Source organism: Mannheimia glucosida, from assembly GCF_046267875.1.
GTDB classification, from domain to species: Bacteria; Pseudomonadota; Gammaproteobacteria; order Enterobacterales; family Pasteurellaceae; genus Mannheimia; species Mannheimia glucosida.
This window is the reverse complement of sequence record NZ_CP176502.1, coordinates 2,124,767-2,138,590: the sequence shown is the minus strand read 5'-3', so window position 1 is coordinate 2,138,590 and position 13,824 is coordinate 2,124,767. Positions and strand designations below refer to the sequence as shown.

The 13,824-nt window shown below is 41.2% G+C and carries 11 protein-coding genes; 8 read left to right on the top strand and 3 right to left on the bottom strand.

Annotated features, from left to right (window positions below; translation table 11 throughout):
• Positions 1-4: 4 nt before the first annotated feature.
• From ACJ7Z2_RS10305 to napF, 4 genes are read left to right on the top strand one after another with little or no spacing between them, the layout of a single operon-like run.
• Positions 5-622: a DMSO/selenate family reductase complex B subunit gene (locus tag ACJ7Z2_RS10305; RefSeq protein WP_409500238.1), complete on the top strand. Its 618-nt coding sequence runs from the start codon at positions 5-7 to the stop codon at positions 620-622.
• Between the two features lies 1 nt (position 623).
• Positions 624-1,460, top strand: a complete 837-nt coding sequence (locus tag ACJ7Z2_RS10300) for a DmsC/YnfH family molybdoenzyme membrane anchor subunit (protein WP_409500237.1) — start codon at positions 624-626, stop codon at positions 1,458-1,460.
• A gap of 50 nt (positions 1,461-1,510) precedes the next feature.
• On the top strand, positions 1,511-2,110 hold the full coding sequence (gene dmsD, locus ACJ7Z2_RS10295) for a Tat proofreading chaperone DmsD (protein ID WP_409500236.1): 600 nt from the start codon (positions 1,511-1,513) through the stop codon (positions 2,108-2,110).
• 4 nt (positions 2,111-2,114) lie between these two features.
• Positions 2,115-2,633 carry a ferredoxin-type protein NapF gene (gene napF / locus ACJ7Z2_RS10290; protein WP_409500235.1) on the top strand — a complete coding sequence of 173 codons (519 nt, stop codon included), beginning with the start codon at positions 2,115-2,117 and terminating at the stop codon, positions 2,631-2,633.
• A 44-nt stretch (positions 2,634-2,677) separates the two neighbouring features.
• On the opposite strand, the gene rho is transcribed toward napF, so the two are convergent.
• The 3 genes from rho to pepA form a co-directional block, all read right to left on the bottom strand.
• Positions 2,678-3,940: a transcription termination factor Rho gene (gene rho / locus ACJ7Z2_RS10285; protein WP_126301779.1), complete on the bottom strand. Its 1,263-nt coding sequence runs from the start codon at positions 3,938-3,940 to the stop codon at positions 2,678-2,680.
• Between the two features lie 185 nt (positions 3,941-4,125).
• The gene (gene cysK, locus ACJ7Z2_RS10280; RefSeq protein WP_409500234.1) at positions 4,126-5,073 is read right to left on the bottom strand and encodes a cysteine synthase A; all 948 of its coding nucleotides are present in this window, start codon (positions 5,071-5,073) and stop codon (positions 4,126-4,128) included.
• A gap of 173 nt (positions 5,074-5,246) precedes the next feature.
• A complete protein-coding gene (gene pepA, locus ACJ7Z2_RS10275; RefSeq protein WP_409500233.1) occupies positions 5,247-6,743 on the bottom strand; it encodes a leucyl aminopeptidase in 1,497 nt (498 codons plus the stop codon).
• Between the two features lie 244 nt (positions 6,744-6,987).
• Between pepA and ACJ7Z2_RS10270 the strand changes: the two genes are divergently transcribed.
• The 4 genes from ACJ7Z2_RS10270 (at position 6,988) to dnaE (ending at position 13,789) form a co-directional block, all read left to right on the top strand.
• Positions 6,988-7,785: a hypothetical protein gene (locus tag ACJ7Z2_RS10270; RefSeq protein ID WP_409501142.1), complete on the top strand. Its 798-nt coding sequence runs from the start codon at positions 6,988-6,990 to the stop codon at positions 7,783-7,785.
• A 173-nt stretch (positions 7,786-7,958) separates the two neighbouring features.
• Positions 7,959-9,068 carry an LPS export ABC transporter permease LptF gene (lptF, locus tag ACJ7Z2_RS10265; RefSeq protein WP_409500232.1) on the top strand — a complete coding sequence of 370 codons (1,110 nt, stop codon included), beginning with the start codon at positions 7,959-7,961 and terminating at the stop codon, positions 9,066-9,068.
• On the top strand, positions 9,068-10,165 hold the full coding sequence (gene lptG, locus ACJ7Z2_RS10260; protein WP_409500231.1) for an LPS export ABC transporter permease LptG: 1,098 nt from the start codon (positions 9,068-9,070) through the stop codon (positions 10,163-10,165). Before lptF ends, lptG begins: the two co-directional genes overlap by 1 nt.
• 147 nt (positions 10,166-10,312) lie before the next feature.
• A complete protein-coding gene (gene dnaE / locus ACJ7Z2_RS10255) occupies positions 10,313-13,789 on the top strand; it encodes a DNA polymerase III subunit alpha (protein WP_409500230.1) in 3,477 nt (1,158 codons plus the stop codon).
• The last annotated feature ends 35 nt before the right edge of the window (positions 13,790-13,824 follow it).

Genomic DNA, 13,824 nt, shown 5'->3' with positions numbered 1-13,824 from the left:
AGCTATGGAACAATATGGTTTTTATTTCGACTCTGAGCGTTGCACTGGCTGTAAAACTTGTGAACTCGCCTGTAAGGATTATAAAGATTTGGATACAGAGGTGAATTTCCGCCGTATTTATGAATATGCTAGCGGTAATTGGATACAAGATAATCACGGCTGTTGGAATCAAGATATCTTTACTTACTATATGTCTATTTCTTGCAACCACTGCGATGATCCTGTTTGTAGCAAAGTTTGCCCGACAGGAGCAATGCATAAAAATGCTGAAGGCTTCGTTTTAGTTGATGATGCCAAATGTATTGGCTGTCGTTATTGCAGTATGGCTTGCCCTTATGATGCACCGCAGTTTGATGTGAAAAAAGGATTAATGACGAAATGCGACGGATGTTATTCACGAGTAAAAGAGGGTAACAAGCCAATTTGTGTAGATGCTTGCCCATTGCGTGCGTTGGATTTTGCTCCGGTTACAGAACTTCGCAAAAAATATGGCGAGCAGGCTTCTATTGCTCCATTACCACCAGCAGATTTTACTAAACCGAATTTGGTCGTAAAACCGAATAAGAATGCTCGCCCGAGTGGCGATAAAACCGGCTTCTTAGCAAATGCAAGGGAGGTGTAATATGAACGGACTACACGAATTGCCTTTAATTATTTTTACTGTTCTTACTCAAGCAGTGGTGGGGTGTTGGCTATTATTTAGTTTTATTCTGTGCCGTGATAATTCAGAACAAAGCCGCTCTTATTTGCATAAAGTAATGTTTATTCCCTTAGCTTTATTAGCAATGGGATTTATTGCATCAGTTATGCACCTAGGTTCGCCTTTAAGAGCATTTAATAGTTTAAATCGTGTTGGGCAATCAATGCTAAGCAATGAAATTGCAAGCGGAGCTGCTTTCTTTGCGTTAGCCGCTTTGTATTGGCTATTAGCAATGTTAGGTAAGATGCCAAGAGGAATTGCAAAAATCTGGCTAATTTTGACCGCTTGTATCGGCTTACTCTTTATGTATATGATGAATAATCTCTATCATATCAGCACAGTACCAACTTGGAATACCGTATTTACCTCGTGGCACTTTTATTTAACAGTTGTTATTGGTGGTAGTGCGTTAGGGTATGCATTATTAAAAAGTAATCCTCATCAAGAATATTCACTTTACTACTGTTCTTGGATTTATTTTATTGCCATATTTTTAGCAGCTATTGTGGTTATTTATCAAGGCTTCAATTTAAGCCAAATCCACAGTTCAGCTATGCAAGCAACAGCATTAGTGCCGGATTATGCCATTATGCACACAGTACGATTATGCTTACTAGGTTTAGCAGGTGTTTTGTTATTTAAGAGTAAAAATACCGTATTTCTGGGACTAGTAGTTATAATGGTGCTATTTGGTGAAATGATTAGTAGAACAGTATTTTACGGCTTACATATGACTGTTGGAATAGCAGTTTCAGGATAAAATAAAGGGCGGACTATTCGCCCTTTAAGAATTTTTATATTCGAGGTGGTATGGATAAAGCATTATTAGAGTGGATTTCCTTAAGTGGAAGATTATTGGGAACACTATTTTATTATTCGCCAAATGAACAGCAGTCTCAAACTGTATTATCTCTATTTTCTGCTCCTGATTGGCAACAGCAATGGTTTATTCAGCATTCAGAAACGCAAGATTTAATAGCTAAAGGGCTAAAACAAAATCTTCCTAGAGATTATCAAGTATTGTTTATCGGTCCAAATGAACTGGCTGCACCACCTTGGAGTTCTGTTTATTTAGATAAAGAATCAGTTATTTTTGGTGAATCGTTATTAAATTTAAGAGCATTTTTGCAAAAGCATCGGATTATCTTTTCACTTGGTACAAATGAACCTGAAGACCATTTTGGATTGATGTTAATGTTATCCGCCTATTTAGCTGAAAATAAGCCAGAACTGTTAGCTGAATATTTAGAAGGCTATCTATTAAATTGGGCTTATCGATATTTAGATTTATTAAGTGTTCAACAAGATTATCCTTTTTATCAAGGTCTGGCACTACTTGCCAAAGATACATTACTTTTTTGGCAAGAGCAGACGAACATAGAGGTTATCCAATCTCAATTCTATCGGTAAGAATATGCAACCTAGAAATGAACAATATTATGAGGCTTATTTAAATCATAAACAGATTTCAAGGCGAGGGCTACTACGCACACTCTTTCACTCTGTAGATAAAGGGCAAAAAGAACACAATATTCGTTTAGCTCATCGTCCGCCTTTTGCTGCAGAAGAACATCTATTTCTGGCTGTTTGTACTGGCTGTGGTGATTGCACTCAGGTCTGCCCATATAATTTAATTCAAATTCAGCAACAAAAAGCTGTTTTAGAGCTAGATTATATGAGTTGTAATTTATGTGGAAAATGCGCCGAAAGTTGTTCAACCAATGCGTTAAATAGCGTATTTAAACAAGATACAGAGCTTCGTCCAAATTTCTCTAGCAAATGCTTAGTTAAACAAAATCAGTTTTGCACTATGTGTCAAGACAAATGCCCGCAGAAAGCTATTTCTGAAAACTTAGCAGTTAATGATGAATTATGTAATGGCTGTGGGGAATGTAAGATAAGTTGCTTTTTGTCAGCCATTCAATTAGTTTAACCAAAAAGAAAATCAGCACTAAAGAGTGCTGATTTTTTTATGTTCTACGAACGTTTCATAATCTCAAAAAACTCTTCGTTGGTTTTTGCCATCATTAATTTGTCGATTAGCCATTCGATAGCATCTACTTCATCCATTGGGTTGAGGACTTTGCGTAACATCCAAGTTTTTTGGAGTTCGTCTGCTGCCATTAAGAGGTCATCTTTACGAGTACCTGAGCGGTTGAAGTCAATCGCAGGGAAGATGCGGCGTTCTGCAATACGGCGAGAGAGGTGTAATTCCATATTACCCGTACCTTTGAACTCCTCGAAAATCACTTCGTCCATTTTTGAGCCGGTATCCACAAGTGCGGTTGCGATAATGGTTAAGCTACCACCTTCTTCCACGTTACGAGCTGCACCGAAGAAACGTTTTGGACGGTGCAAGGCGTTTGCATCCACACCACCGGAAAGAATTTTGCCGGAAACCGGGGTAACGGTGTTGTAAGCACGAGCAAGACGTGTGATGGAGTCTAATAAAATTACCACATCTTTTTTATGCTCTACCGAACGTTTTGCTTTCTCGATTACCATTTCTGCAACTTGAACGTGTCGGGTTGCAGGCTCATCAAAGGTTGAGGCAATTACTTCACCACGTACGGTGCGTTGCATCTCTGTTACTTCTTCCGGACGCTCATCAATTAATAATACGATAAGCTCACATTCAGGATGATTATGGGTGATGCTTTGTGCAATATTTTGCAGTAACACGGTTTTACCAGCTTTTGGCGGGGCAACAATTAACGCTCGCTGACCTTTACCGATTGGGGCGGCTAAATCTAAAATACGAGCGGTTAAATCTTCTTTTGATCCATTGCCACGCTCCATTTTTAAGCGAGAATTGGCGTGCAGAGGGGTTAAGTTTTCAAAGAGAATTTTACTGCGAGAGGCTTCCGGTTTGTCATCATTAACTGAATCGACTTTTAATAGGGCAAAATAACGTTCACCTTCTTTTGGCGGGCGGATTTTCCCTTCTACTTTATCACCGGTTTGTAAGTTAAAACGGCGGATTTGGCTTGGTGAAACATAAATATCATCAGGGCCGGCTAAGTATGAGCTATCCGATGAGCGGAGGAAACCGAAACCATCCGGCAGAATTTCAAGCACGCCTTGTCCGAAGATGTCTTCACCGCTTTTTGCGTGTTGTTTAAGAATAGCGAATACAATGTCTTGTTTACGCAAACGAGCCAGATTTTCTAAGCCCATTTGATTTTCACCCATTTCCACAAGCTCTGAAACAGGGGTATTTTTAAGTTGAGTAAGATGCATAATTTGAATGTAAAATTGTGATTAACTAAGATTGGATTTGTTGATATTGATTAGATACGGCAAACCGTAAAGATGTGGCGAAGAATAACCCAATAGAAGACAAATTGCAAATTTTTTATAAAAAATGACCGCTTGTTTCCAATAAAAATGCCGACATCAGTCGGCATTTTTATATTAATTTAATATTACGCTTCAATCCCTTCAAATAGTAGCGTACTTAAATAACGCTCTGAGGCTGAAGGCAGAATTACTACAATTAATTTATCGGCAAATTCCGGTAATTTAGCGATGCGATCTGCTGCGGCAACGGCTGCTCCTGATGAAATACCGCCTAAAATCCCTTCTTCTGCCATTAAACGGCGTGCGGTTGTAATCGCTTCTTCGCTTGAAACTTGTTCAACACGGTCAATCAGTGATAAATCTAAGTTTTTTGGAATAAAACCAGCTCCAATACCTTGAATTTTGTGCGGGCCCGGTTTGACTTCTTCACCGTTTAAAGTTTGCGTAATGACCGGCGATTCACTCGGTTCTACCGCCATTGAAATAATTTGCTTGCCTTTATCTTGCTTAATTGCACGGGAAACACCGGTAATAGTACCACCTGTTCCTACGCCTGCTACTAATACATCAATTTTACCTTCAGTTGCTTCCCAAATTTCAGGGCCGGTAGTTTGTTGGTGGATTGCCGGGTTTGCCGGGTTTTCAAACTGTTTTAAGGTAACATAGCGATCTGGGTCGGAAGCCGCGATTTCTTCGGCTTTCGCAATCGCTCCTTTCATTCCTTTTGCCCCTTCGGTTAATACTAAATTTACCCCTAAGCCACGCAATAAGCGTTTACGCTCGGTACTCATCGTTTCAGGCATCGTTAAAGTTAATTTATACCCACGAGCGGCTGCCACATAAGCAAGGGCAATACCGGTGTTACCACTGGTAGCATCTACAATTTCTTTGTCTTTGGTGAGAATACCGTCTTTCTCTGCCTGCCAAACCATATTGGCTCCAATACGGCATTTCACGCTAAAGCTCGGGTTACGACCTTCCACTTTCACCACAATATTGCCGTTGCCAAAATTCTTTAAACGCACCAGTGGGGTATTGCCGATAGAGTATGAGTTGTCTGCATAGATAGTCATAGTGATATTCCTTAATAAGTATTGAGATTGGGATTTATCATACTTATTTTTAATCGCTTTTCTAGTAGCTGGAATTTATTTGATATAACTAAAAAGAATATAGGGTCGTATGAAGAGGATCGGTCTGATTTTATTTTTGCAAAAACTCGATAAAATCAGACCTCTTGTGAGGGTTAGACGTGGGCTTTATTGATCAAAAATTGTGTTAGTAAGGATACCGGTCTGCCGGTCGCCCCTTTGGCTGCCCCAGATTTCCAAGCCGTGCCGGCAATATCTAAATGTGCCCAAGTATATTTCTTGGTAAAGTTAGAGAGGAATTGACCGGCAGTACAGGCTCCGCCTAAACGTCCGCCGATATTAGCAAGATCAGCAAAGTTAGATTTTAACTGTTCTTGATATTCTTCCCCTAAAGGTAAACGCCACGCTTTGTCATCGGCTTGCTCTGCGGCAGCTAAGAGTTCGTTTGCTAAACCGTTATGAGGTGATATCAGCCCGCTGTTATGATTACCTAAGGCAATCATGCAAGCACCAGTTAGGGTAGCAATATCAATCACTAATTCCGGTTCAAAACGTTCTACATAGCTGAGAGCATCACATAGCACTAAACGTCCTTCTGCATCGGTGTTGAGTACCTCAACGGTTAAACCAGACATTGTAGTGAGAATATCCCCCGGTCGATAGGCTTTGCCATCAACCGCATTTTCACAGCCGGCGAGTAAGCCGATAACATTGAGTGGTAATTTCATCTCGGCAATTGCTTTGATTGTACCGTAAACAGTAGCAGCTCCGCACATATCGTATTTCATTTCGTCCATCGCCTCCGCAGGTTTAATGGATAAACCGCCAGAGTCAAAGGTCATTCCTTTGCCGACTAAGATAATCGGCTTCGCCTCAGCATTCGGGTTGCCTTTATATTCAATCACTGAAAGAAAGGCCTCATTTTCAGAGGCTCTGGAAACCGCTAAGTAAGCATTCATTCCCAATTCTGCCATCTGTTTTTCATCAATAATGGTAGTTGAAATGGCAGGATAGTCGGAGGCTAAACCCTTAGCCAATTCGGCTAAATAGCGAGGATTACACACATTAGGCGGACAATTTGCTACATTTTTAGCGTGGCTGATTCCAAATGCTACGGCTTTTCCGTGTTCTAAAGCTCGTTCGGCATCAGGAAGATCTTTACGGTGTGCGACATTAAAAATCACACGGCGTAATTCACGGCGAACTTCAGGTTTGATGCTTTTGAAATCGTTATAGGCATATAGTTGTTCTTGGATTGCCTCTACCGCAAATCGCACATTCCAATAAGGTGTTCTACCTTTAACGTGCAGTTCGGTTAAAAAGCTGACAGCTTCCATTGAGCCGGTTTCATTAATAGTTTGTACACTTTTTTGAATAATTTGTTTGTATTGGCGTTCAGTTAATTCACGCTCTTTTCCACAGCCGACTAATAATACTCGATCAGCGAGTACATTCGGCACATTATGCAAGAGTAAGGTTTGCCCTGCTTTGCCTTCTAAATCTCCTCTTCTCAGTAATGTGCTGATATAGCCGTTACTTAATTTATCAAGCTGTTCTGCGGCAGAACATAATCGGCGGGGTTCATAGACACCAACAACCAAACAGGCGGTTCTTTGTTTCTCAACACTGCCGTTTTTGACACTAAATTCCATTTTTCCTCCTTAATTTTTATTGCTACAGATTTTATAATGCCAACATAATCATCAATGATAAGTAAAATATAGATATACCCTGATGTAAATCATTATTTAAAATAATTTACTTTTTATTTGCAAATATTGAATGTTTTTGCGGTCGTATAGATAATTTTACTGGTTTTTCTTTTAGTTTGCTTACTTTATACTAAAATACTAAAAGAGTTTTTTAGATTTAAGAGAATAATTGGAGATAAAAATGATGCGCTTTTGGGGCAAAACGTTTGTTGTTGGTCTAATCGGCTTAGGGACTCAAAACACTATTTTCGCTAATGATGATGCTCAAATTAGTCGCTATGAGCAGGCAAAGTTACGTCTTTCTTATGATGGAAATGTGGGCAATTTACTTCAGCAGTTATCACAACGTTTAAAAGTTGGTTTTATTACTTATGATGTTGATATTACACGTAAAATATCGCTTCAAAATGAGACAGAAACTGCGATCAAGACAATTAATGAACAAATTGAATCACAATTAACCAATATTGATGTCCGTTTTGAAAAAATAGGTGAACGGTTATTTTTGGTTGTTTCAGCTAAAGACGTTGCACCATTATTGCAAAATGAGCCTAAAGAGGTGCAATTTGTTGGGGATGTTATTTTTGATGGAGAACCAAATTTAACAGAACAGGCACAATCTACAGCAGAAGCGACTAAAGTTCAAAATATTCTTAATATTGCGACTAATCAAGAGAAGATTATGGCTGCAAAAGGGAAAAAAGCACCTCAATATAAAACGGTAACGAAGGACAATATAGGGCTTAAAAATATTAGAGTTACCGCATTAGGTACATTCTTAGTATTTGACACTAGTGTTGAGGCGGCTAAGTTACGTGTGAAAGGAAACTTTGAAGATATTGCACAAGGTGAAAATATTATAGCTATCCTTCATCAAAATACGGAAGCACCTCCTAAGATTGAAATTGAAGATAGCCAAGGTAAGAAATTAATTCTTGAAGCTCATAAAGCAACATCATCGAAAAAATCGAAAAAACAATAATACTTACGCACGGTTTTGCCGTGCGTGATATTTTCTATAGGTGATTTTTTTGTATGAAAAAGGTATTATTAGCGATTCGAATAAGTTATTTTGCGCTCTTTGCAAAAAATTAACAAAAATAGACCGCTTGTGTTTAGCGGTATTCAGATTTGTAAATGTTATAGAGAAAAAACGTGATCTTAAGCCGATATTTAACCAAAGAGATATTTAAAAGCCAATTAGCGATATTGTTTATCTTATTGCTGATCTTTTTTTGTCAGCAATTAGTGCGTGTTCTAAGCTCTGCTGTGAGTGGTAAAGTGCCGGCAGATTTAGTGGTGAGCCTATTAGGCTTAGGTATGCCGACAATGGCACAATTAATGCTGCCGCTTTCGCTGTTTATCGCCTTGTTATTAACCCTCGGGCGGTTTTATGCCGAAAGTGAAATTACCGTAATGCGGGCTTGTGGTATCGGGCAAGGGCTATTGGTTAAAGTGGCGATGTTTCTCTCGATTTTTACCACTGCATTAGCGGTTTATAACGTGTTTTGGCTTACGCCTTGGGCAATTAATAAACAGAGTGAAATGTTAGCGGAAGCGAAAGCCAATCCACGTTTTGCGGCTCTTTCAGCCGGACAATTTATGTCTGCCGGTGGCTATGTGTTATTTATTGATAAAATTGAAAATAACAGCCTAAATGATATTTACGTTTTCCAGCCGGAACAGCAGAAGAAAAACAAACCTTCTGTGGTGGTTGCTGAATCCGGCACGCTGCAAGGTTTGCCAAATGGCGATCAAGTCTTAACCTTGGCGGAGAGCAAGCGTTTTGAAGGCACACCACAAAGTGCCGATTTCCGTATTTCGCATTTTGAGAATTATTCTGCTTATTTAGGCTACCAAGACGTTGAGTCTGATGAGAAATTGGTGCAACGAGCCGATTTCAAAAAGTTAATCGAAACCAAAACGCCTGAAGCAAAAGCCGAGCTTCATTGGCGACTAGCCTTAATTTTAGCCGTGCCGTTAATGGCGTTATTGGCGGTGCCGATGAGTAGTGTAAACCCTCGTCAAGGACGTTTTGCCAAACTACTACCGGCGTTATTGTTATATTTGATTTACTTTTTACTCCAAAGCTCGCTAAAATCGTCAGGGGCATCAGGCAAGTTGAATGCGGAAGTGTTAATGCCGTTGGTGTCAGTTGCCTTCTTAGCTTTAGGTATTATTTTAAATGCGTGGGATAGTAAATTTATGTCTAAGTTACGCTATCAATTTGGTGGGAAAAAATTAACCAATAAGGCGGTGGCATAATGCAATTTTTCTCAATGAATATTTTAGAACGCTATATCGGCAAAACGATTTTATCCGCGATTTTTTTAACCCTGTTTATGTTGATTGGGCTTGGGGCGATTATTAAATTTGTGGAAGAGTTTCGTGATGTAGGACGTGGCTCTTACGATGGCTTAAAAGCGGCATACTATACTTTTTTAACTATTCCACGAGATGTCGAAACCTTTTTCCCGATTGCAGCTTTACTTGGCTCATTACTCGGCTTAGGCAATCTAGCGAGCCGCAGTGAATTGGTGGTGATGCAAGCCTCCGGTTTTTCCCGTTTCCGCATTGGCTTAGCGGTAATGAAAACCGCCTTACCATTGGTTATCTTCACGATGATTATCGGCGAATGGGGCGTACCACAAACCGAACAATTTGCCCGTAATATGCGTTCGATTGCTCAAAGTGGTGGCTCAATGCTTGCCACAAAAGACGGATTTTGGGCAAAAGATGGTAATTCGTTTATCTACATTAATCGTATCAATAACGAAAAAAGTTTGAGTAATGTACTGGTTTATGAATTTGGCGAAGGCGATAATAAGCGTGAATTACAATCTATCTTAAAAGCTGGGGTGGCGAATTACAGCGATGAGAAAGGTTGGGTACTCTCTAAAGTAGAAAAATCGAGTGTTGGAGAAAATCAGATCCAACAAGCCAAACAGCCCGATCAAGTTTGGCAAACCAGCTTAACCCCAAGCAAGTTAGGTATTGTTTCACTCAAACCGGAATCGCTCTCGATTTCAGGGCTGGCGGATTATGTCGGTTTTTTAAAAGACACTGGACAAGATCCAAAACGTTTTGAGATCACTTTCTGGCGAAAAGTATTCCAACCAATCTCCATGGCGGTGATGATGCTACTTGCGATCTCCTTTATTTTCGGACCACTTCGTAGCAGTACGATGGGGGCGAAAATTGTGATTGGTATCGTTGCCGGCTTTATGTTCTATGTAGCAAATATTGTGTTTGGTAACTTAAGCTTAATTGCCACTTGGTTACCTGTGCCGGTCGGAGCATTAATTCCAAGCCTACTATGTTTGATCATCGTTTGGTGGCTGTTAAGCAAAAAACGTGATTGATTTTTACTCCCCTCTTTAGATAAAGAGGGGCTGGGGGAGATTTGATTTCGATGTTAATTTTCTTATGAGCGTAAAATTATTTCTGCCAAATCTCCCCTAACCCCTCTTTGCTAAAGAGGGGAACTGCTTTACTTAGATTATATTCCTATGTCAGATTGTCGTTTTGTTCATTTAAAAGTTCACAGTGATTTCTCAATGATTAATGGTTTAGCCAAGGTCAAATCGTTAGTCAAAACGGCGGTTGCCAATAATATGGTGGCGATGGGCTTGACCGATTTTACTAACTTTTGCGGGTTGGTGAAATTCTATGGCGAAGCATTGGGAGCAGGGATTAAGCCGATTATCGGGGCGGATGTTTATGTTAGAACCGAGAGCGGCAATGAAGATTATTTTGAGCTGACATTACTGGCGAAGAACAACAAAGGCTACCATAATATTACCCAAATTTTATCCAAAGCCTATCAGCAAGGCTATGTGGAATTTCCGATGGTGGAACGTGAATGGTTAGCAGAGCTGAATGAAGGCATCATCATTCTTTCTGGCGGGCGAATGGGCGATGTGGGTAAAGCCTTACTCAAAGAAAACCGACAAGAAGCCGAAGAAAAACTGGCTTTTTATCAGCAATATTACCCGAATCATTTTTACCTTTCCGTTTGCCGTACCGGACGGGCAGACGAAGAACGCTATATCAAACAAGCGGTCGAATTTTCACAAAAAAATGCAATTCCGCTGGTGGCGGTAAATGATGTTGCCTTCTTGAAAGAAGATGACTTTGACGCACACGAAATTCGGGTTGCCATTCACGACAGCTACACCCTAGACGACCCGAAACGCCCGAAAAAGTACTCACCGAAACAATATTTCCGCACTGAAGAGGAAATGTGCAAGCTGTTTGCCGATTTACCGAGTGCATTGGCAAACACGGTTGAAATTGCCAAACGCTGCTCGGTGACTGTTCGTTTGGGGGAATATTTCCTGCCAAATTTCCCGACCGGTGAGCTTTCTACCGAAGATTTTTTGGTGAAAAAATCGAAAGAAGGCTTAGAAGAGCGATTGGCATTTCTCTTTCCTGATCCCGAAGAGAGGGCAAACAAGCGGTCGGTTTATGATGAAAGATTGCAAGTTGAATTAGATGTGATCAACCAAATGGGGTTCCCGGGTTACTTTTTGATCGTGATGGAGTTTATCCAATGGTCGAAAGATAATGATATTCCGGTAGGACCGGGGCGTGGCTCAGGGGCAGGCTCATTGGTGGCTTATGCGTTGAAGATTACCGATCTTGACCCATTGGAATTTGATTTGCTTTTTGAGCGTTTTCTTAACCCTGAGCGTGTTTCAATGCCCGATTTTGACGTTGATTTCTGTATGGACGGGCGAGACCGTGTGATTGAACACGTTGCGGAAACCTACGGGCGACAAGCAGTATCGCAAATTATCACATTCGGTACGATGGCGGCAAAAGCGGTCATTCGAGATGTAGGGCGAGTGCTTGGACACCCCTATAGCTTTGTGGACCGCATCTCCAAACTCATTCCGCCCGATCCGGGAATGACGCTTGAAAAAGCCTTTGCCGCTGAGCCAAAATTGCCTGAGCTATATGAAGCCGATGAAGAGGTGAAAGACCTTATTGATATGGCTCGTAAGCTCGAAGGCGTAACTCGCAATGCCGGTAAACACGCAGGTGGGGTGGTAATTGCCCCAACTGCGATTACCGATTTTTCACCGCTTTATTGCGATAGCGAAGGCTTACATCCGGTTACCCATTTTGATAAAAATGACGTGGAATATGCAGGATTAGTGAAGTTTGACTTCTTAGGCTTGCGTACGCTCACCATCATCAAATGGGCGTTGGAGATGATTAACGAACGCTTGGCTCGTGAAGGCAAAGAGCCGATTCGGATTGAAACCATTCCGCTTGATGATAAAAAATCCTTTGATCTGTTGCTGGCAGCTAAAACTACGGCTGTATTCCAGCTCGAATCACGGGGAATGAAAGACTTAATTTCTCGTCTGAAGCCGGACTGTTTTGAAGATATTATCGCATTGGTGGCACTATTCCGCCCGGGGCCGCTGGAATCAGGTATGGTGCAGAACTTTATTGACCGTAAACACGGCAAAGAAGAGGTTTCTTACCCTGATCCGCAATACCAACACGAATGCTTAAAACCGATTCTTGAGCCGACTTATGGGGTAATTGTTTACCAAGAACAGGTTATGCAAATTGCCCAAGAACTTGCCGGTTATACACTTGGTGGAGCGGACTTACTCCGCCGTGCAATGGGTAAGAAGAAACCGGAGGAAATGGCTGCACAGCGTGAAGTGTTTGAAAAAGGGGCGGAAGCTAAAGGGATCGACGGCAAACTTGCCGGTCAAATTTTTGACTTGGTGGAAAAATTTGCCGGCTACGGCTTTAATAAATCGCACTCTGCAGCTTATGCGTTGGTTTCTTACCAAACACTTTGGCTAAAAGCCCATTATCCCGCAGAATTTATGGCTGCGGTAATGACCTCAGAGATGGATAATACCGATAAAATTGTCGGGTTCTACGATGAGTGTATGAATATGGGCTTAACCGTTGTGCCGCCCGATGTAAACAGCGGTAAACATCGTTTTAGCGTAAATGAAAAAGGTGAAATTGTTTACGGGTTAGGAGCGATTAAAGGCGTTGGGGAAGGACCGATTGAGGCAATTCTGGCAGCTCGCCAAAAAGAGGGGAAATTTAAAGATCTATTTGATTTAACCGCTCGGGTTGATCTGAAAAAAATTAACCGCCGCACCTTTGAAAGCCTGATTATGTCCGGTGCTTTTGACAAATTAGGCCCTCACCGAGCTGCTTTGATGAAGAATTTGGAAGATGCTCTTAAAGCCTCAGATCAGCACGCTAAAATGGAGGAACTTGGGCAGAGCGATATGTTTGGCGTGCTTACCGAGACACCGGAAGAAGTGCAAAATGCTTACGCCAATACGCCAAAATGGTCGGAGCAAGTGATTTTAGATGGCGAGCGAGCCACGCTCGGGCTGTATTTGAGCGGACACCCGATTGGTAGATTCCTCAAAGAATTATCCCACTATGCTCCTAATCGACTGAACGAATTACAGCCGACTTTCCGAGGGCAAATGACTACGGTTTCAGGGATTGTTATGGCATCTCGAGTGGCAGTTACCAAGCGAGGAAGTCGTATTGGGATTGCGACTATTGAAGATCGTTCGGGTAAATTGGACATTACCCTTTTCTCGGAAGCCTTAGAAAATTTCGGGCATTTGATGCAACAAGACCAAATTATTGTGGCAACAGGTTCGGTACAGTTTGATGATTTCAGCGGTGGGCTGAAAATGTCAGCTCGCGAAGTGTTATCGCTTGATGAGGCTCGAGGTCGATTTGCCAAAAGTTTAGCGTTAGCGATTAGCAAAGAGCAACTTTCTGCAGATTTTATTAAAAAAATGACCGCTATCATCAGCCCGCATAAAGAAGGCACTTTACCGCTACATTTTTATTACCAAAGCCCGGAAGGTAGGGTATTGCTTAAAGGTGGAGTAGAGTGGCGAATCAGCCCAAATGAGACAATGTTCAGCGAATTAAAGGCACTTCTTGGTGAACATTCGGTTGAGCTGGAATTTGAATAGAAGGGTGAGCTTTGGCTCACCCTTGTAGTTGTTAG

Excerpts from the sequence above, each read along its gene's own strand:
- ACJ7Z2_RS10305 (WP_409500238.1), top strand. The coding sequence starts at position 5 with ATGGAACAATATGGTTTTTATTTCGACTCTGAGCGTTGCACTGGCTGT.
- ACJ7Z2_RS10300 (WP_409500237.1), top strand. The coding sequence starts at position 624 with ATGAACGGACTACACGAATTGCCTTTAATTATTTTTACTGTTCTTACT.
- dmsD (WP_409500236.1), top strand. The coding sequence starts at position 1,511 with ATGGATAAAGCATTATTAGAGTGGATTTCCTTAAGTGGAAGATTATTG.
- napF (WP_409500235.1), top strand. The coding sequence starts at position 2,115 with ATGCAACCTAGAAATGAACAATATTATGAGGCTTATTTAAATCATAAA.
- rho (WP_126301779.1), bottom strand. The coding sequence starts at position 3,940 with ATGCATCTTACTCAACTTAAAAATACCCCTGTTTCAGAGCTTGTGGAA.
- cysK (WP_409500234.1), bottom strand. The coding sequence starts at position 5,073 with ATGACTATCTATGCAGACAACTCATACTCTATCGGCAATACCCCACTG.
- pepA (WP_409500233.1), bottom strand. The coding sequence starts at position 6,743 with ATGGAATTTAGTGTCAAAAACGGCAGTGTTGAGAAACAAAGAACCGCC.
- ACJ7Z2_RS10270 (WP_409501142.1), top strand. The coding sequence starts at position 6,988 with ATGCGCTTTTGGGGCAAAACGTTTGTTGTTGGTCTAATCGGCTTAGGG.
- lptG (WP_409500231.1), top strand. The coding sequence starts at position 9,068 with ATGCAATTTTTCTCAATGAATATTTTAGAACGCTATATCGGCAAAACG.
- dnaE (WP_409500230.1), top strand. The coding sequence starts at position 10,313 with ATGTCAGATTGTCGTTTTGTTCATTTAAAAGTTCACAGTGATTTCTCA.